Source organism: Nostoc sp. LEGE 06077 (genome assembly GCF_015207705.1).
Classification (GTDB): Bacteria; Cyanobacteriota; Cyanobacteriia; order Cyanobacteriales; family Nostocaceae; genus Nostoc_B.
The window spans coordinates 1-19,460 of the sequence record NZ_JADEWI010000078.1 but is presented as its reverse complement, the minus strand read 5'-3'; the positions used below and the strand labels follow the sequence as shown (position 1 = coordinate 19,460).

19 protein-coding genes and 1 pseudogene are annotated in these 19,460 nt (G+C 40.3%); 12 read left to right on the top strand and 8 right to left on the bottom strand.

Features of this window, described 5'->3' with window-relative positions; all coding sequences use genetic code 11:
- The first annotated feature begins 405 nt into the window (after positions 1–405).
- A complete protein-coding gene (locus IQ244_RS29460) occupies positions 406–765 on the top strand; it encodes a hypothetical protein (protein WP_193900234.1) in 360 nt (119 codons plus the stop codon).
- Positions 755–1,420, top strand: a complete 666-nt coding sequence (locus tag IQ244_RS29455; protein ID WP_193900233.1) for a hypothetical protein — start codon at positions 755–757, stop codon at positions 1,418–1,420. Before IQ244_RS29460 ends, IQ244_RS29455 begins: the two co-directional genes overlap by 11 nt.
- Positions 1,421–1,724: 304 nt before the next feature.
- Here the strand turns inward: IQ244_RS29455 and IQ244_RS29450 are convergent, their stop codons facing one another.
- Complete coding sequence (locus IQ244_RS29450; protein WP_193900232.1) at positions 1,725–1,871, bottom strand: hypothetical protein; 147 nt, start codon at positions 1,869–1,871, stop codon at positions 1,725–1,727.
- 93 nt (positions 1,872–1,964) lie between these two features.
- On the opposite strand from IQ244_RS29450, the gene IQ244_RS29445 reads away from it, so the two are divergent.
- Positions 1,965–2,489 (top strand): hypothetical protein, encoded by a 525-nt coding sequence (locus IQ244_RS29445; RefSeq protein ID WP_193900231.1) that lies wholly within the window; start codon positions 1,965–1,967, stop codon positions 2,487–2,489.
- A gap of 330 nt (positions 2,490–2,819) precedes the next feature.
- Here IQ244_RS29445 and IQ244_RS29440 read toward each other — a convergent pair whose 3' ends face one another.
- Complete coding sequence (locus IQ244_RS29440) at positions 2,820–3,299, bottom strand: hypothetical protein (protein ID WP_193900230.1); 480 nt, start codon at positions 3,297–3,299, stop codon at positions 2,820–2,822.
- Between the two features lie 450 nt (positions 3,300–3,749).
- Entirely contained in the window at positions 3,750–4,076 is a 327-nt protein-coding gene (locus IQ244_RS29435) for a hypothetical protein (RefSeq protein ID WP_193900229.1), read from the bottom strand.
- A 796-nt stretch (positions 4,077–4,872) separates the two neighbouring features.
- Between IQ244_RS29435 and IQ244_RS29430 the strand changes: the two genes are divergently transcribed.
- Positions 4,873–5,247, top strand: a complete 375-nt coding sequence (locus tag IQ244_RS29430) for a hypothetical protein (RefSeq protein WP_193900228.1) — start codon at positions 4,873–4,875, stop codon at positions 5,245–5,247.
- Between the two features lie 104 nt (positions 5,248–5,351).
- On the opposite strand, the gene IQ244_RS29425 is transcribed toward IQ244_RS29430, so the two are convergent.
- On the bottom strand, positions 5,352–5,687 hold the full coding sequence (locus tag IQ244_RS29425; RefSeq protein WP_193900227.1) for a hypothetical protein: 336 nt from the start codon (positions 5,685–5,687) through the stop codon (positions 5,352–5,354).
- 197 nt (positions 5,688–5,884) lie between these two features.
- Between IQ244_RS29425 and IQ244_RS29420 the strand changes: the two genes are divergently transcribed.
- From IQ244_RS29420 to IQ244_RS29400, 5 genes and pseudogenes are all read left to right on the top strand, one after another.
- Positions 5,885–6,070, top strand: a complete 186-nt coding sequence (locus IQ244_RS29420; RefSeq protein WP_193900226.1) for a hypothetical protein — start codon at positions 5,885–5,887, stop codon at positions 6,068–6,070.
- Positions 6,071–6,331: 261 nt separating this feature from the next.
- Entirely contained in the window at positions 6,332–8,059 is a 1,728-nt protein-coding gene (gene mobV / locus IQ244_RS29415; protein WP_193900225.1) for a MobV family relaxase, read from the top strand.
- A 644-nt stretch (positions 8,060–8,703) separates the two neighbouring features.
- Positions 8,704–9,575, top strand: a pseudogene (locus tag IQ244_RS29410) (IS630 family transposase).
- Between the two features lie 76 nt (positions 9,576–9,651).
- The gene (locus IQ244_RS29405) at positions 9,652–10,407 is read left to right on the top strand and encodes a ParA family protein (RefSeq protein WP_193900224.1); all 756 of its coding nucleotides are present in this window, start codon (positions 9,652–9,654) and stop codon (positions 10,405–10,407) included.
- Complete coding sequence (locus IQ244_RS29400) at positions 10,407–11,330, top strand: ParB/RepB/Spo0J family partition protein (RefSeq protein WP_193900223.1); 924 nt, start codon at positions 10,407–10,409, stop codon at positions 11,328–11,330. Before IQ244_RS29405 ends, IQ244_RS29400 begins: the two co-directional genes overlap by 1 nt.
- Positions 11,331–11,512: 182 nt before the next feature.
- On the opposite strand, the gene IQ244_RS29395 is transcribed toward IQ244_RS29400, so the two are convergent.
- A complete protein-coding gene (locus tag IQ244_RS29395) occupies positions 11,513–12,436 on the bottom strand; it encodes a nucleotidyl transferase AbiEii/AbiGii toxin family protein (protein ID WP_193900222.1) in 924 nt (307 codons plus the stop codon).
- Complete coding sequence (locus tag IQ244_RS29390) at positions 12,433–13,029, bottom strand: type IV toxin-antitoxin system AbiEi family antitoxin domain-containing protein (RefSeq protein WP_193900221.1); 597 nt, start codon at positions 13,027–13,029, stop codon at positions 12,433–12,435. The genes IQ244_RS29395 and IQ244_RS29390 overlap by 4 nt, the downstream gene beginning before the upstream one ends.
- Positions 13,030–15,072: 2,043 nt before the next feature.
- On the opposite strand from IQ244_RS29390, the gene IQ244_RS29385 reads away from it, so the two are divergent.
- On the top strand, positions 15,073–16,431 hold the full coding sequence (locus IQ244_RS29385) for an HNH endonuclease (protein WP_193900220.1): 1,359 nt from the start codon (positions 15,073–15,075) through the stop codon (positions 16,429–16,431).
- A gap of 477 nt (positions 16,432–16,908) precedes the next feature.
- Positions 16,909–17,103: a hypothetical protein gene (locus IQ244_RS29380; protein WP_193900219.1), complete on the top strand. Its 195-nt coding sequence runs from the start codon at positions 16,909–16,911 to the stop codon at positions 17,101–17,103.
- Between the two features lie 3 nt (positions 17,104–17,106).
- Here IQ244_RS29380 and IQ244_RS29375 read toward each other — a convergent pair whose 3' ends face one another.
- Positions 17,107–17,979, bottom strand: coding sequence for a hypothetical protein (locus IQ244_RS29375; RefSeq protein WP_193900218.1), 873 nt, complete (start codon positions 17,977–17,979; stop codon positions 17,107–17,109).
- 212 nt (positions 17,980–18,191) lie between these two features.
- Here IQ244_RS29375 and IQ244_RS29370 point away from each other — a divergent pair, with 212 nt between their 5' ends.
- On the top strand, positions 18,192–18,485 hold the full coding sequence (locus IQ244_RS29370) for a hypothetical protein (protein ID WP_193900217.1): 294 nt from the start codon (positions 18,192–18,194) through the stop codon (positions 18,483–18,485).
- A gap of 213 nt (positions 18,486–18,698) precedes the next feature.
- Here the strand turns inward: IQ244_RS29370 and IQ244_RS29365 are convergent, their stop codons facing one another.
- Positions 18,699–19,301, bottom strand: a complete 603-nt coding sequence (locus IQ244_RS29365) for a tyrosine-type recombinase/integrase (RefSeq protein ID WP_193900216.1) — start codon at positions 19,299–19,301, stop codon at positions 18,699–18,701.
- Positions 19,302–19,460 lie beyond the last annotated feature (159 nt).

Here is a 19,460-nt window from a genome sequence, read left to right as displayed (position 1 = left end):
TTGTAGTTCTCATAAGAAGTTTCTTTTCCATATCAACCGAGATTTTGAGTCTAAATTAAGTATTCAATTACATTTGCCAGCTTTACGGTATTTTTCAGACTTTCTTGACTTTTTCGGCAGCAGCTGCCTTCTTAGAATTGGAAATTTGCCTCTGAGTTTGTTCAATCACTTGTCGAAATCTTGAGCGATCGCGGCATATCGATACATCTGAGCTAGTTAGATTCTACATGCATGTCATCGCTCATGGATGCAATAACTTAAAAGTCAGCTTTAGTCAGTCATTTTCAGGCTTGAACTCGGTCAGCAATCCTATTTCATTGAGATATCGCTACTGATAGCACTTCTTACAAGCGAGTCTACAGGCGATTGGGTTACGAAGTTTCAACTTTTGACTGGGAGAAAATTATGAAAACTTTAGATCGAAAGATGGTTCCGATGATTGCAGTGACAATAGCGTCCTTGCTCTCTGTTGTAGGCTCTGCATCAGCATGTATAATTTCCCGACCCATTCCTCCAATTAAGGGCTGTACCTGTAGGGGTCGCTATGTTCCGCCACAATTATGCCCGACAATTCGCTGCCCAGAAGCATCAAATTCTATCACCACCAGCGCTCAACGCCCACTTGATCGACCATTAGTTAACACTAAGTTATTACCAATTTCCACTGATAAAAACAATCTTGTTGCAGGACGCTATCAAACCCGTGGCCCCGGTGCTGGTATTGGCAGAGGTGCCGATATCAGCAGAGGTACTGATGCCGTATAGCGATTTGCGTTCGCTCAATCTCGTAACGACGAGAGTTTTGCAAACAGTGTACAGGATTAACCAAGAATATTACTGGAGAATTGCCATGTCTGTTAAAAAGTTTGGTTTTGGATCATTATGTTTAATGGTTGTCAGTGCAGCTTCTACTAGCTTAATTAGTCAGGCAGGAATTGCTGCAACCTCTCAATCGCTGTCATATAAGCCATTACCGCAAATAGTCTGCGGTTGCCCACAACCACCAGCGTGGGAAGAAAGCATTAAATCTGCTTACCGTCCCAAAATTTACTGCCCTGATATCTCACCGCTTGTAAGCTCAGTAAAACGCATGTGTCCTGACTTTCATAGAGCATTCCAGGGTTATACAACTGATCCGAAAAGTTCAGTACGCCTTGCCTACGATCCTGATGCAAGAGAGGCGGCTCGTGTTGAAAGGGAGGCAGCTCGTGGTCATTCTCCGAAAGAAGTTTTGGATGCTGCTGGAAAGGGTATTAATCCTGGAGAAATGCTAAGAAATGCAGCCGCAGCAGTACTTACACCTGGAAATCCAACTATCAAGGCGGGTGCTGCCGCAACAGCAGCGGCTGCTACAGGTATTACTGGTGCTGTTCAGGAAGGTTATAACTATTGCAAAACTTGTCATAAGGACTGGCCATAGTTTGTTAAGAGGACAACAACTGTGTTGAACCCCTTAAACATGAGGCTTTTGGCTCAATTTATTCTTAGAAGGATTCAGCTTATTGATATCCATTGACAATAGATTGGTGGGATAAGCACTTAAAAGATATTCCTGTGGTAGTTGCTACTAATTAAGTCTTGCTTACCCCACCAATTTTTATCAAAGGTTTAGAAGCTAAAAACCTTGGCTAAATTTAGGCTCCAATATGCTTGTAACTCCAGAAAGATTTGGGTTCAGCACTTAAAATATTTATTTTCTAAAAAACATGAACGGCGTTATCAAGTTAACTCAGTTCTTTTGAAGAAGATACTACTGCCCCTTGAAGACAGCAGGCGTGTAAATCAGAAAGCCAGACAATATTGGCTGCTACCTTACAAACAACACAACATTCTCGATGGTTAGCTAGATACTCATCTACTGCACCAGCCATATCTAGCAACTTTCTAACTCTTAGTACTGAAGGCTCTTTTACTCTTACACAATTAAAGAAACAAATATGTTGTCACATTCTTTGACTAGACTTTTGTCTCTATCAACCTTGATTTCAGTATTAACTATTTGCCAGTCCGCAGGGGCAATCACTAGTATTAGCAATGCTCAATTTATGCAGGAACAAGCTCTTCGGAATACTTTGCAAGCTGCTAAAGGATTTACCTTCCCTTATCGAAATACTTCTCACCAACCAGATGTATCATTAATTTACAATAAGGAGCGAGCCGCTCAAAAAATTGTTATTACGAGAGGTTCTGCGCGAAAGGGGGATAGTTTCTCTTTATCCAACAGCAGAATTGTAGGAAAACAGTTAAAAATTGACGTTTCCTATAGTGGTGGATGCAAGCAGCATGATTTCAATCTGTATTGGAATGGAGCGTATCAAGAATCATTTCCACCACAGGTAAGAATGAGGCTAGTGCATGATGCTAAAAAAGATACTTGCGAAAAATTAATCAAAGAAACTTTAGTCTTTGACATCCAGAACCTCCAACCTTCTATCATTCGATTGACTACAAGTTTTGGCGACTATAGGTCAATTGACTATACTAAGTAAACCTTGATCATTTAAGATAAGACTCTTCCCAAACGCTTGTAGGGAGCCGTCTATGGTTTTAATATCACAAGCGTTTCTTAATTTTTGATTAATGCAAAGCGATCGCTGTTTAAATGATCTTTCATTGAAATCACAGACTCAGAATCTGGGGCATTACACGAATTTAGTCATTCGTGGAATAGACGATTGAAAGTGCTTCTATCTCTGCCAATACCTTATGGCAGAGGTAGAAATTATATTGTTCACGCCGCCCCTGTGTCTTTGAGCATCTGTCAACGATTCTTCATCTGAAGAAGGCGGTTTTTCTATTTCTTGCCACTACAGTTGTGTTTATCTGTCTTCATTGAGGTAGTTAAGCAGAGTTTCAATTTGCTGAACAGAATAGACGTTAATCGGGAGCATGGGAGTATCAGAGCCACCAAGGAGAGCTATTACTCGATGAGTATTGTAGTCTATATTTTTGAGCTTTTGTATCAGGCGTAAACCCAGAACTGGAGTATTACACCGGGATTTAATAAAAGTTTCAATGTCGGGGCGGAATGTAACTTCGACACCAACTCCACCGGAAAACTTTAGAGCTTCAGAGAAAATAATTCCTGGCTCAACTATAGTTTGAGCTTTTGTTAAGGCGATGAAAAAGGTGGATTTAAAATCTTCAGGCATCCTATGCAGTTGACATTTTGTGGTTGCCAATGCTTCATCACTCACATATCCAAGACTAATTTCTGAAGGTATGGGGCATTTTTCTAAATTAACTCGTGAACCGTAGACATCGCCCAAAAGCTGTTTTCTGCGTTTAGCTTCTCCCATACTTCATCCCCTGTTACTACCATCAGTGTCTAACTAGAATACTAGCCAATGCTGCAAAGTCCAAAGCTAAAGCTTACGCTGTTACTGATTGAGAATGCAAAACTGCTCTCAAGTTTTGACAAGAGAGCAGCTAAAGAAGAGCGATAAATTTACATGGGGCTTCATAGATTCAATGCCCCGGTTACTGTATAGGTGGTTCGGTATGTAGGGATATACAGCTTACATGGTAGCAAGTTCCGAAAAAAAATCATGTTCTTTACAGAGAATTCATGAATCGCACCAGGGAGAAGGCGAATATAGCCGCGTCAAAGGGCAATAAACCCAAACCCCAACTTCAAACTAAACCAGTCAAGAAAGCTCAACCCAAAACTCAAACTAAGCCTGTTCAGCCCTCAACAACCCCACACCAAACACAATCCCAGTGAAGGAGTAGGGTTTTGTTGTATGTGGTCATGAAGAAGTGCCAGCTTCAGATACAGTAGCCCCTACATCTGGTTTGACTTCCTTCGCCTTCTTTTCAAAAAGCTGAATTCCGGCATCAATAATTTCAAAGCCCTTCTCTGTGCGTTGACCCAGCTTCCCCGATACAGCCCCAGCCCAGTCTGCGAATTCTGAAGCGCTAGTTTCAGCCTTTCGCCAGCTTTTGGCATTAACTTGAGCAGTGAAAACTATACCGTTCTGATCAGTCAACTCGATTGCAACTTTCTTGTTCGGAAGAGGTGTGGCTGTTGGTAGTTCACCGCTAAATTTAATTGTCACTTCGCTTTTGGCTTCCATACCTTACCCCTGGCTCATCATCAATGAACTTTTTTCGTTCCTGATTCTATCTTGGATTAGGTTGACCACAAGATGCGCGATCGCTCGGCTATCGTAGTTAGATCACTTTGAAAGTAAACGTTGAGCATTCGGCTTGAACGAGAACCAAGACTCAACATTAAAAAACAAAGTCCACAAAAAAAATTTACCCCTGTTTTTGACCCTTTTTTCGTCTATCTAATTGATAAGTACTCTCAAGATGAACCGCCCAAACCGTGATTATTGACACATTTATCAATAAATATTACAGTTTTGGCGCTAACTTATTGATTTGACTCAATTCGTGCATTTGAGATAAAACCTCGAAAAAACATCCATTTTCCCAATTCTCACCAATTACATTCAACATCTCCCAATATCTAGACAATATCTCCCAATTCTCCAATTTTTTCTTACCTTTTTACCCCTTAAAAACCATCCACTCACAAAATTCTCATTAGCTCAAAAATTCCCAATAAAGAAGAACAGTTCCCAATACTTATAAGAAGTCTCCCATTTGCTCCCAATAATTGGTCAATTATCGTGAAATTCGCTTAAAAGCTTTTAAGCTCTGTAATCCATCTTTTTCTGACGCACAGTACGCCACGTTTGGCGGAAAGTTTTTTTGGGACAAAATTGAGAAAAAAAAAGCAACTAACAAAATTTACTACCAAAAGACTACGTTAATACTACAAAAGCCAAATGCGAAATACCCGAATTTGCAGTTGTATGTTTAGTTATGCTTTGAAGGTGCAGTGAAAATTATCTGCTACAAACTATGAGCAATAACGACGAACCTGAAGATTTTTTTGGACAGGACAGCAATTTCACAACAGACAAAATTAGAGTTGAGATACCCGCCCCTGAAGAACCGACTGATCAGCAGAGAATTCCTTCAGGTTATGACCCGATGGGTGAGATTTACCTGAGAGGTCGAGCAATGAGAAATATGTCTTCTGGAACGATGCCGTGGTGGGTGCTGATGTCAGGCTGGGTATTGTTTGGAGGGTTATTTTTCTTGGTATTGGGTATTGCTATATCATCGATATCTTTGGCTGTAATCCCAGCGTTAATTATTTCTGGAATTCCTCTTTTAATTGTCTTGAGAGGAACAGTTGCAAAACTCTCAACAAAAAAACGTAGAAGAAGATAGTTGAGATTGAATTGCAGCGTTATAGTTTAACTTGCCCTTAGTCGTAGCTAACTTGACACTACCCCAAATTAATTGCCCAATGAGGGGCAATGTGAGATTTAACCCTATTCATCTTCTTCGGGCGATGAGTTAGTAGACCAACCAGAATAAGTAACGCCGATATCAATATCGAGACTCAAAGAATGGTCAAAAGAACCAATAGCATTTTCGCCATAAGTTTCCTCAAGCAGCGTCATAAGTTTTTTCACATCAGAGAACTGTTGAAACTGACCCCGATCACCATAAGCCGCCACCAAATAGAAAGCACGAAGAGCTTTTAAAATCATCTGCTTGCGTTGAGTGGGATTGTGAGAGAGCAGATAGCGCAATAAAACACCATCAGGACTATCAGCAGCAGGACGATAACGGAAAAAAAAGTCAACGGATTCAGGCTCACTCATAAAAGTCCGGTTAGTCGATAGGATAGTAGTTTTTTGTGATTTTTCATTATCAAGTATTCCTAATAAGATTTTGGGAAAATGAGTAAAAATATATCTGTGATTCAGAATCCTCAAAAAAAGGGTAAAAGCCTTGACGGGCATAGCTTTGAGAGAAAAAATCAAAACCCCGATTTTTGAGAAAAAAACTGAAATCAGCAATGGGCATCAAAAATGAGAAAAATAGCCGCAATCAAAGTCAAAAAATCCCAAAAAATTGCCAAATAGTGTCACAAAAAAGTAAAGTTTTGACAAAAGATGTCAAAATAAAAACAGATAATGACAAGCTAAAAAAGCTTATTGAATGGATTTATCAACAAAGCCAAGCATGTCAAAAAATACCATAATAGTGACAAGTCATGTCAAAATAATGTAAAAAAATGACATAAGCTGTCAAAAAAGTACAAGAATTTGACAAAAGTGGAGAGAGAAATTTCGGGTAGGGGCAGCTACCAAAAAAGGCTGAAACGAGAAGTACCATATAGTAGTGTACCCACTACACCTTTTTGCCCTGCGGGTGGCAAGAGCCATTTCTCCCTGCGGTCGAAACAAAAAGGCTCGTGGGGTCTACGACGCTGTGATTTTTCACTCAAAATTGGGAGAAGAATATGGCCTACGCCATAGCCCGAATAAAAAAATTAAAACGTTCAAGTTTGGGCGGCAGTGAAGCGCATACGGCAAGACAAAGAGAAACTCCCAACGCAGATCGTAACAAACACAATATCAGGTTCATTGGAAATCAAAATTCTGACGAAACTTTAGATAGTTTGGTAATCCAAAAAATTGGAGAACAGAAGCGGAAGATTCGCCCTGATGCGGTGTATGCCGTAGAGATTTTATTAACAGCCTCACCAGAATACTTCCGCCCCGACTGCCCAAGTCAAGCTGGATATTATGAAGCTGACAAAGTACAGGCATGGCTAACTGCATCTAAAAAATGGTTAGAAGAAAATTACGGCGATCGCATTGTGCGGGCGGAACTGCATTTAGATGAAGCAACACCACACATTCATGCTTACTTTGTTCCCTTGGATGAGCAACGACAACTGAGAGCCAAACACTTCTTCGACGGTCGGCAGAAAATGAGGCAGTTCCAAGATTCATATTCGGCGGCGACCGAGCATCTAGGTTTAGAGCGCGGTATCAAGGGAAGTAAAGCACAACACCAAGACATCAAAGACTTTTACAGCATTGTCAACACAGGCATAGAACCGAACAGCAGACTTACCCTGTCCCAAATGCAAGCTAAAGCCGCCGACCGGGAGAGAGCGCAAACTAGGAAACAGGAACTAGAACGCACTGCCAAAGCTCTAGCTCTTGAGAATGAAAGGTTACAGCAGCGAATTGAAGAATTAGAAACCGAGAGAAATCAGTGGTTACAGCAGGCAGCCTTGCTGCGTGAGTTGGCATTAGAAGATGTGGCGTGGCAGTTAGGATTAGACCGCGACGACAACCAACCCAACAAATGGAAGGGTCACGGTCACATCATTAATATAGATGGGACAAAATTTTACGACTTTGCCCCCAGTTCTCAAAAGGGCGGGGGCGGTGCGATTGATTTGGTAATGCACGTCAATGACTGTGATTTCAAAACAGCGATCTCCTGGTTACATGACTGTTTTGGAGAGTCAGGGGCAATGAGGGCAGCAATAGCCCGAACTAAAGAAGAAGTAATTAAGACTGTCCAGCAACAACCAACACCCCAATTTACACCGCCACCAGCGGATTCTAGCAAATGGCTTGCAGTACACAGCTACTTAACTCAAAAAAGAGGAATACCTAACAATCTGGTGACAGCACTTTTTGAATCGGGATTAGTTTATGCTGACGAGCGAAAAAATGCTGTGTTTGCAATGCGCTCTGTTGGTGGTGAAGTCATGGGTGCATTTATGCGCGGCACGGTTAGAGAAGATAATACCTTCATGGGTTATGCCAAAGGTACAAAACGGTCTGATTGCTGGTTTTATCTCAGGCTGGGTGGACAAGCCGATTCGGAGATTGAGAGGGTGATTTTGTGTAAGTCTCCCATTGATACGCTGTCAGTGGCGGCACTTGAGGATGAGACGCATTCAGGAGAACCAAGAGTGAAAACTATGTACATGGCAGTGGATAGCCCTCAATCCTTACCATTAGAGTTTCTTAGAAAAATCAAGAGAATTGGGGTGGCATTTAATAATGATGTGTTTGGGGAAGAAGCGGCTGGTGCTGTCAAAAAGTTGTTGCCACAGGCAACAATTATCATGCCTGATCAAAGGGATTGGAATCTGCAACTGCTGGCAAGGCTCTCACGAGAGCAACTTGAACTCAGACAGCGTTCTCTTGGTTTAAGACGTTGAGGCTAGTGGTTTAGCAAATTAAAATTGCCGTGTAGGTCGAGCAGGGGGAGAGGTGCAGCAGGGGGAGAAAGAGTTATTGTTTAACAACGCTTTTTCCTCCCCTGCCACCCCAGCTTCAAGAGCCTGCCAACACGACCAGCATTTTTGGGTTAGTCGAGTAGCACCCCGACGAACTCTTGACCGCTTCGCTCGAATAAGCGGTGGCAATAAACGGGCAGTTGTATATTGGTGAGGCCAACTAGATCCACAAGCCCGCTTATTGCCACTCCGCTGCGCCGCTTATTCGCCAAGAGTTCTTAAATCTGAATTGTGAGCCAATAAATTTAGGACTGAGCTGATCAAGGAAAGAATCACTCTTGTAGTTCTTATGTAGTGCAATAGTAGTAAATCGAGTAGCTGTGAATGTGATTTTGTTCTGATGATGCTGTTGAGTCAAAAAAAACGGGCAAAACTTTTTTGCGTACTGTAACGCGTATGAGCAAATTTGGGTGGCAGTTAGGTCGAGGGGGAGATAATACTCCCCCTCGACCTAACTGGTACCCCACACCTTCTATAGCAATTGCCAAGGCGGTTAGGACAAACAGTATACTCAATGAGTAAAGTAAAACTGGATACAGATTAAGCGTTCAGCACAAGGAAAGCTCATGCCAAAACCTTACAGTTACGATTTACGCCAGAAGGTAATTCAGGCAATAGAGTTAGACGGGATGAACAAAACGGAAGCAGCGCAAGTTTTTCAAATCAGTCGAAATACAATCAACCTATGGCTACAACGAAAAGCCAGTACTGGAGATTATCAAGCATTACCAAATCAACCACCAGGAAATGACCATAAAATTACTGACTGGGAAGAATTTAGGAAATTTGTTGAAGTTAATGGTGATAAAACTCAAGCAGAGATGGCCAACCTCTGGTCACAAAAGATTAGTGAACGCACAATATCAAGAGCTTTTTAAAAAAATGGGTTCACGCGTAAAAAAAAACTTATGGTTATCAAGAAAGAGATGAAGTTAAACGACAAGAATTTCGAGAATATATCCAGAAGTATCAACAAACGTCAATTGTCTATATAGATGAAGCTGGAATGGATAATAGAGATGATTATGGCTATGGTTGGAACGAAAAAGGAAAGCGATTTCATGCACTCAAAAGTGGTCAAAGACAAGGGCGAGTCAATATGATAGCTGCCTACTGTAATGGGCAGTTATTCGCTCCATTTACTGTTGAAGGTTCTTGTAACCGCAATGTGATTGAAACTTGGCTTGAAACTTGTTTACTTCCAACGCTAACACCTGGACAAGTAGTGATTGCAGATAATGCTACATTTCATCGAGGCGGGCGTATTCAAGAAATAATTGAATCAGCAGGATGTCAACTAAAATACTTACCATCTTATTCACCTGACCTGAACAAAATTGAGCGCTGTTGGTCATGGTTGAAGAGTCGAATTCGTCAACAACTAGTTCAATTTGACTGCATAAGGGATGCTATGGAACATGTGCTTCGTCTAGCCTAGTGTCTTAACTGCCTTGTCCGTTGCTATAAAAGTTATTTAAGCTAAACTAACTCTAGTTGGTTCATCAGTGAACGCTGTGTCCCTTAAGATTATTTCTTTTTTTAATCAAGCTGGTGGAACTGGTAAAACCACCCTGACGCAGAATTTGGGTTATCAGCTGGCTCAACGGAGACATCGAGTTTTGCTAGTGGATATTGATCCTCAAGCATCACTTACTGCCTTCATGGGTTTAGAACCGTTCGAGTTGAAGCAAACCATTGCTGATTCGTTGTTAAAAGATGCTCCATTACCGCTCCACCAGAATCTACATGATGTAGACTTGGTTCCCAGCAACATTCTATTGAGTGCTATTGAGGTACAACTTCATTCTGTAATAGCTCGTGAATGGAGGCTTAAGCAAACATTATTAACTGTGCAAGAAGGTTATGACTTTGTACTGATTGACTGCCCTCCTACATTGGGAATTTTTAGTATTTTGAGCTTGGTAGCTTCTACTCATGTACTTGTACCAATTCAAACCCACTTTAAAGCTTTTTTAGGTGTGGAACTGCTGCTAGATTCTATTCGCCAAGTAAAAGAACGTATTAATCCTGGGCTGGCGATTGCTGGTGTAGTGCCTATGATGCACGAAAGCCGTACTAGCCAAGGTAAAGTTATTCTTGATGGCATTAATGAACAACTGAGTCCTATAGCTCCAATTTTTCCGGCTATCCCTAGAACAATTAGCTTTGCTGATGCTTCAATGGCAAGGCAGCCCTTGGCGGTTTATGATCCTAAACACCCATCTGTCCAAATCCTTGAAGCTATTGCTCAGAAACTAGAGGAAGTTTAATGCCACCAAGAAAATCTAATCGGGTAGCACCAAAGCTAAATACGGTTGATGCTTACCTTAGTAGCTCTTCCAACTCATCTTCTACTACAGTTTCAATTGAAAAGATTCGATTACCGCTCAAACAACCACGTCGCTACTTCGACCCGGAGAAGTTAGCCCAATTAGTGCATTCAGTCAGAGAACATGGAATTTTGGAACCATTGCTGGTTCGTCCACTGCATGATGGGGAGTATGAGCTAGTAGCTGGTGAACGACGGCTACGGGCTGCACGAGAAGTTGGATTAGGTGAAGTTCCGATTGTCTCTCATGAATTGGATGACAAACAAGCTCTCCAAGTCGCTTTGATGGAGAACTTACAACGGGAAGACCTTAATCCAGTGGAAGAAACTGAGGCAGTGCTAGAGATTTTGTCGCTTTCCTTAGAAATAGAAGCGAGTGAAGTTGTGTCCATTTTGCACCAGTCTTTTAACGCTAAACAAAGAGGTATTGAATTGAATCAGAACGTTCTGATTCAACTTGAACAGATTGAAACAGTGTTGTCTCAAATAGGCCGTTTCAATGCTGGAACCTTCCGCTCTAGCCGACTTCCTTTGCTAAATCTTCCTGACGATATCCTTTCTATACTGAGACAGGGCGAGATTGAGTACACTAAAGCCCAAGCAATTGCACGAGTAAAATTAGAACAGCAACGTTCTGATTTACTCAAGATAGCTATTGCTGAAAATTTATCTTTGAGCGAAATCAAGACGAAAATCAAAGAACTGACACCTGAAACAGAAACAACACCAGATAGAGTTTTAGCTGAACGATTAGCTGAGATTAGCAAGCGACTACAAAAAAATAAAGGAGTGAGTGTTCAGAAGAATAGAACACGGATATTGAAGCTTCTGGATGAGTTAGAAAAACTCACATCAGAAAATTAGGCTGATTTGGTGTTGTCACCTGTATTGCCTAGTTCGTCCCATTTTATTGATGCAGGAGATATTAGAGTCAGCCAAAAAACGGTATCACCAGCGCAAGCAGGCTGGCGAGCAACGGAAATTTCAGACAATGGCGAAAAAAATTAACATCTAAACGATGTGTCGTTAGCTGCTGTCTCCTTGTGTCAACCATCAAACCACTGTTTTTCAGGAGTCCAAGTCTTGAAGAATCCTTGCTCTGCCGCTGCTGCAAGACTTGGAGGCATTAAAAATGCTCCTATCACCCTGGTAACTTCAGACAATGAAACCTGTGTTGTCTTGAGTTGTCCCCTTTGCACAAAGGCTTGCCACTGTTTCTGCTTGTTTGCATCTGACGCGAATTCTGGTGTTAGGGCAAAGGGCAGTGCTGTGGGTAAGGGAGTCCTGCGTCTACTGAAGGTACTCTTCAGAGCCTCCCTCAGAAGCTCTCCCGGAAATTCAAACTTCTGGCAGAGAAACCAAATATCGTAAAAATCTTTAAGGCGGCTGTTTGCAATACCAAGGGCAACCATTGCTTGAAATTTTTCTGCAACAACGGTTTCACGCGGATAGATCAATAGTGAAGGGGTGGGGAGATTAAGAATAGGGGGAAAGGCAACTTCCTGTGGTCTTGGTGTCACAGCATCACCAAACCCAATGTCTATCTGAACTGGAAGGGGGATACCATCCAATCGACCGATCACTTTAATTCTGACTCCCTCATATTCCTGATCTTCCTTTATCTTTTCACCTGTCACCGTCTCTGGCTCAAAGATAATGCCGTCTAGGGCAAACGAAACACCGCAAATGTTCTGAAAGACACTTTGCAAATACATAACTTCGTGACTGCCATGACCTAGCAAGTCCACATCCTTGGTGGCTCGATGCGGCTCATCACTCCAAATTCTGAACAGCGTTGCCCCTTTGAGGATAAACTGCTGTTTATAGGGCGATTGACTCAGCCTGTATAAGAGGCGATCAGCAGCATACCGCGTCAACAGGTAATTGAAATCTTCTTTTTGCTGTTTCGAGAGTTGAAGCAGCCGTGCTTTGATGGAAGCCGCTATGTTTCGAGGTGGCTTTTCGGTCATTCGAGGGCTTCAAGATAAGGACGTATGACATTCTGCATCCGGCAAATCTTAGCATATTGCCAGATTTCATCTACCGTGCAGCATTTTTTTTGTAGGCACTCCCGTAGCGCTTCGAGCGCAACATCAAGGCCAACTTTGCTACGAAACTTGAAGCAATCAACCACCGTTTTAGCAGGAGAATAAACGGGAACGCGCACCCCTTCAACAAAATGCTTTTCAATACCTGATTCCAGCGCTTGGCCTGACATACGTACAATTCGCAGGGGTAGAAGATCCTCTTTAGGCGCACGGGCTTTTTGGGGAATGGCCAGCCAAACTTCAAATGGAGCCTGGGTAGTCAGTTCATGGAAGTTCAGGGCGGAAAGCAGACAAATAACTCCCTGTGGCACTCGTTTAACCACCTCAACCAGGGTGTGGCGTTCTGTAATTGGTGCGTCTGCAAACGTGTAAATCCCACGGGCTGAACGGATAAGCCGTCCTTGTTGCTCAAGGCGCTTCAGGTGCTGGCGGTGAATACCTAAAGCTTCTGCTTCCTTGGCTTGGATAATTCCCCTTTCACGGGCAAGTTCCAGCACCTGCTCCACTCTGGTCATATTTCTTCTAACCCCCTATGGGAGCTTTTACGATTGTTACTTTGTGATAAAATGTTTATATTAAAAAATAACTACATACACTTTATCACAAATATTTCATCCACTCAAATGTCTGTGTTCGGCTGTGTCCAAGAAGGGACTTCCAATTAAATAAATATCCCATCCCTGCGGGACGCTACGCGAACGCTTTTGAAGCTGGGGGAGGAAGAATCTGCTCATCATCTTCGCTCTCAAAATTGGATAATTTAATTTCTGGAAGTCCCTAAAGCCTATCCTTCCACACTACAGCACGATGCACGCGGCGTTTAGTTGTAACACCTTTGTTTATCTGTTTGTAACACTTTCGCCAACAATATCGGTATCTCGGCGGCCACCCATAAGGGTTTATTTGGGGTGCGACTTCCCATGCGTATTGCCCTGTCGCATCCTAGAAACGATTGTCACAGCTAATACTGAGCAATCATCTTGCACGGTTAGTAGGGTTATCTAGTAGCATGAAGCGCAAGCGGACAATCGCAGGCATAAGTTAATAAAGTTTCATACCCAAACGGATTTATATATACAATCTATCAAGCTACTAACAGTCTGAAAAAGCTCACTGCTGAGTGTTAGTAGGTAGTTGATACTTATAGCTAAAACTTTTATTTTTAAAATAAATTATTTAAATTACTTATTTAATAGGTTTTTTTGTAATTCTCACAAATCTATAATTTGCGAGTTATTCTACACCAATAATTTTGAAAAGTCAAGAAAATAGATTACTCTCTAAGTATGTGGCAAATCAGTTTACCCACAGACAAATCATTGAGACTAATTATTACTTCATTTTGTTTTTTACTTGGTGTTGAGTAATCTGATGAAGTAAAAGCCCGATGACTATTACTCACCGAGCATATTGAACGAATAAATATGTTTAGAAAAATTCTAGCTTCATTGCTCACTATTTCTCTGGTTGCATCTATCGCGCTTGCAGCTAAAGATCCAATTTATATACCGTTAGCAGGAACTGTAGTAGGAGGCATAACTTTAATAAGTGAGCTTATTAAGTCTGAGCATAAACAGTTGCCTCTAACAAAGGAAAACAGGTCACAGTAGTCTTTAAAATGCGGTTGTTAACTTACACAATCGCATTACTTAACTATCAATATCAAGCTACTAATAGTATGAAAAATCGGTGTTTTGGGTAAGATAAATATTTATTAAATCTAAATTTTACGTAGGATTACAAGTGTTTTGCTAATATTTTACGTTAGAACGTATATATGGTGCTTACGAGTTTTTTCTAATACCGATTACGGAAATAATAAGTTAATCTAAATGACATCTTATTTAGGAAAGCCTTTTCATAGGTATATCTATTTAAGACGTAAAATCTACTTGTTTTAATTTTCATCTACCAATTTTTTTGCCAGGGTCTTACGTCAAGTTGTTTAAGTAAATGCTCGGTAATTCACAGTTACCGAGCTTAGTTCATCAAAACTTCAACATTAACCGATTTTGGCTTTTGTTGGTTTTGAGTAGTCTTTTTAAGTACACGCTCAGAGATTCTCGCAAAATCGCCGAGCATATTTCAGTTAATCAATTAAACAATGTACATCAACTTTATCAGTTTTCTACTGACAATTTCCCTGATTTTCTCCATTGGCTTCGCTGTAAAAGACAGTACTTACTTACCTTTACTAGATAGTGTAAGTAGAAGCATTGTGGCTATTAGTATGCTCATTAAGTCAAATGAGCAAAAGCCATCTGAGTCTAATTCAGACCGTAGAAAGTTAACCAAATCTAAGGAGGATAAGTAAGATTAACCTATAAGATGCGGTTGTGGTAGTGATCACGATCGCATCTTAATAATTATTTTTTTAATGTTGTGATAACTCATTTACCGCCGACTTAGCGCTCGCTTGTGCAAACAATCCGCCATAAAGTCATAATTAACTGGACTTTGAAAGAGAATTTAGTGCCAAAAGTGGTTGCAGAGGTATGAGCGTGCAGATAGTTGCGTTATACTACATAAATACTACAACAAGCTAGACAACTTTATTTATGTTTACTCGTTTTGAGAAACTATCCAAACGTGCATCAGAGCTAAAAAACTGCTTCTACTGTGGAACTTCCCTTCCAGCTACAGCTAAAGAACACATATTCAATTCTTCTTGGGGTGGTTCACATAAAACAGGAAATTTGATCTGTAATGAATGCAATAGTAGCTTTTCAACGCAAACAGACATAGCATTTGCTGTTTATGTTCAAGCTGTGATGAATTCTTGGTCGTTTAAAGGAGAACGTCATAAAGAAGTACCCAAAATTATTTTAGAAAACGGCTACTTTCTAGATCAAGGAGCAAAGCTAAAATTTAAACAACCTTTTGTTAAAGACAAGGTTTTACCTGATGGAAGTATCAACTCAACTCTTATTTTTAATTCTAAAAGTCAAGCCAAGCGTTGGATAGAAGGACAAGGTATGGTCACTTGGTTAGGGAGAGATCCTTTAACCGCAGAAAAAGAAAATCTTCAGAAAATTATTAGAGAGACAAAGCCAGATATAACAGATGCTAAACCTCAACCCATGTCTGTTCAGTTAAATCTTCGGGAACAATATCGTTCTTCAGCTCACACTATCCTCAAATGCCTTGGATTTTTCTTACCAGAGTGGGTTTGTAATGACTTCACTAAGCCAGTACGAGAATTTGCACGATATGACAAAGGTAATTGGCTATCTTTTGCTGTTGAGGTTGAGCAATTGTTCTCACCATCTGAACAAGTGATAAGTATGTTTGGTTTAGGAGTTTACCATAACTCAGTAGAGGTTTATTGGAGTTCTTCTGCAAAAATGGTAGTTGGAGTATTGAACATTCTTAATCGTATTCAAAGATCAGTTGTTATCAGTGAAAACTATTCTGGGGCAGATGCTATTTTATATGTGGGTGAAACTACAAACGGTTCCAAAAAGCCACCAGAAGCAGTATACATTGAATTTGCTCCAAACCAACTTTCAGTACCCTTACTGGGTATTCAACATTTTTCAGTTTCTAATACGACCTATAAGTATTTTCAAGATGAATTTGCAAAATTAATGAGCATTTCCTACCCAATTGATGCTATCACAGCTAGTTTAATACAAAAAATTGAAGCAACAAATAATAAAAATCTGAAACTTAATAAAATAACGTTAGAAGAATACTTAAACTTATTTTTGGGCTTCTTCTTAGAGTTGGACAAAGTTGCAGGCTGTTCTGTAGATTTAAATAAAGTACGTTCTACACTTTTAAAGTATGGTTTCACTACTTTAGCTAATCAGCATATTAATAAATTATCTACAGAGGCAGATGTTCAATCTCTCATTACATCCGCATTTGAGCTTACCATGAAAGATTTTCAAGCTGGAATGCTTAACGCAGACTAACAATCCTAAACGAGTTTTTTGTACGTTAAAAAATTTAGATAACTCCCACCTCGCCCACACAGAATTACAACTTGTTCAATTTGATTTTTTGCTTTCTGAAACTCGCTCAGGAAGGGAACTGCCACATGATAAAAATGTAGTCGTGCTTCATGTGTTGCTTGCTCCCTTTCCTTACATCAAACCGATATTTTATGACCAGTCTACAGAATGCTGGGTTAAACTAACCGCCTCTTTCTAAACATAATTATCATAGTGTCTCTTTTGACGGATGAGGATAACCGTACTCATCAGTAGTTAGCAAACCGTAATCTAGGTTTTTTACTGAACGATAAGGTAGTGATAGAGACACAGAAAAAGCCGACAGTTGTTAGCTGTATTAATACATCACCTCTCATAACGCATCAGGTTAGTGTCTTATTGTTATCAGGGCTACCTCTCTCAGAAAATGCAAAAGATTACAACCTCAGAGGAACGCTAATGCAAATGCCTCCTTACAATCATTTAATGCAGGAATTGAAAAGCCTAGTAGAACAATATCCGATTCTTGGACGTACTTTACTACCAGTAATCGCTTATTTGGAACATACAAACAACATTTACGATCAATTTGTTTTAGATAACTTAGACAACTTAGACGATGAAGATGATGAGCCATCATACCTAAAATATTGATTTTTAACATAATGGCTCGATTAATTTGATTAGGTAGTCCAGGTAGAACTTTAGTTCCTTGACCACTATGCTTGGCATTTCTGAAGAAATCCTCTGATTTTTAATAAACTGGAATGCTGTTATGTAAGCGCTAGGTTGTAGAGTAAAAGGTATTCTTGATTCAATCATTGCTTTGTGCAGTAAATTGTAACTTCCCATGTATAAGCAATGATGAATCAAGTATAAATACTTTCTAATATCTTTAACAAACTGCTGAAGCTGAGAAGATGAATTTAAATCTTCGCCATATTGCTTTATCTCAGGATATTCCAAAAGTAGGTATTCAACGGCTTCTCGTGCTAAAGCTTTTTGGCGGCGGTCATTTAGCCAAGTAGCTCCTTCGCGGCTGGCTTTTATACGTTCCTCAAATTCTATGGTAATTCCTTTAAATATTTTGAGGGATTCATCTAAGCGTTGTACACATATTTCTAATTCTAATTTTTCATCTTCAAGCCTTTTTATATCCAATTCATATAAAGTTCCTTTTTCTTGAAGCAATCTTATTTCTTCTTCTTTAGCTTTAATTTGATCTAAGAAAATTTGTTTTGATTCTTCAGAATCTTGTATCGAATTTTCAATAATAGATTCATGAGGTGGAATTATATCAAATATTTTCAAATCAAAAACGCTGATAATTGCAGTTGCGGAAGCTATATCAACAGCTTGATTTTTGAAAAATCGCTGAACTGTTTTTACATCTACAGTTGCTTCTTCTGCGATGCGTTTGTAGGTAAAACGCTTACTGTTACTATCCAGCTTATTGGCTCTAGCGTTTTGTAGTAGTTCATATCCACGTGCAGTAGGACGAACACCACGTGGCTTGCGCTCTCGGATCATGGGATGAGTGCAATGTAGGTTTAAACGTCAGTAATATCACCCTCTATTGTCTCCTAAAAGGACAGAAAAGGGAACTTAACCACATCAAGTGAGAGAAAAAGGGCAAAAAAGGTAACTTGTTCGTTACCTAATTATCTTCCATTTACTGGGATCGCTTTTACTTATTGAAAAATCTAATCTGGTTGTAAAGACGAGAGAAAAAGGATAGAAAAATGCCAAACTCTTCAACCGGATTAGCTAATAATCTCAATTCTGATGACGAAAGCATATCATTAAAAGTAAAGATTGGTGTTTCCTCTAAGACGTTGAAACAATTTGCAGTAATGGTTAGCCTTGGCTTATCTTTGTGGGGTGGCTTTGAAATAGCTAATAGGCAAAAACAATCTCAAATCCAAACACAAAATCAAACACAGATTGCTAATTGCAGTGCTGGACAAGGCTATAAAATCACTTCACCAATGAGTTCATCAACAACGCCAATAAAGCCTTCTATTCGTCAAGATTAGAAGTTTACTATTAGTGGGGAGTGGACTAACATAGCCAGCTTAATAACTGTTTTTTATGCCTCTCCCTACTACCAGATTACTCACTTAACTAAGGTGCGATAGTATTAAGGGTGCAAAAAAACTTAATTAATTTTGAGTCTTATTAAACATCACAATTAAAGCAAATCCGTAAGCACACTATTCAGCTTCAATTGATAGTATTTTAGATTATGATCACAAATCACCCCAATCAAAATTCAAGAAACGTCTAGCATTCAGCTTGGTATATTTCTCCGTGTGTTTGATATCCCGATGCCCTAAAAAGTCCTGAATTTCTCTAGTGCTGTAGCCCTGATTCACCAGATAATAACCGCAGGCATGGCGCATCATGTGACAGTGAACTTTGATATCAAGCCCCGCAATAACTGCCAGCCGCCCCATCAGCTTCCGCACTGCATCAGTAGACATGGCTTCACCACGCTCAGACACAAAAATGTATTTGCTATCAGGGTACTGTTCTCTCAGCTTTTTGAGTAATTCTAATTCATCGTCTCTCAAGGGATGCACCCCAGAATCACTACCTTTCTCCCTGGTAATGAAAATCTGACGCTCACCCCACATCACAGCATCCCAGCGTAACCCGCAGCTTAAACCTACAGCTTCACCAACCCTCAGCCCATGCCGAAACATCATCAGCATCAGCGTGTAGTCACGGTGAGTATAACGGGCAGGGCGATTAAGTGCAGCATCTAACAGAGATCGCACCTCAGATGGTGTAAGGTATTCTCTAGACCTGTAATGCTTATTAGATTTACGTCCTGGGGGTTGGGGAGTCATTTATCTGGGAGGTACTGTCCGGTTGACGCGACATTTTCTGGACAGTATCAATTGTCCCAAATCCTTGTACTTTCGTGAAGAGCCGCAACGTTTTTGGGTCAGTTAAGTATTACTTATCTTTCAGCGACAGAAAAATTCTCTACACAGTGCGATTGATAA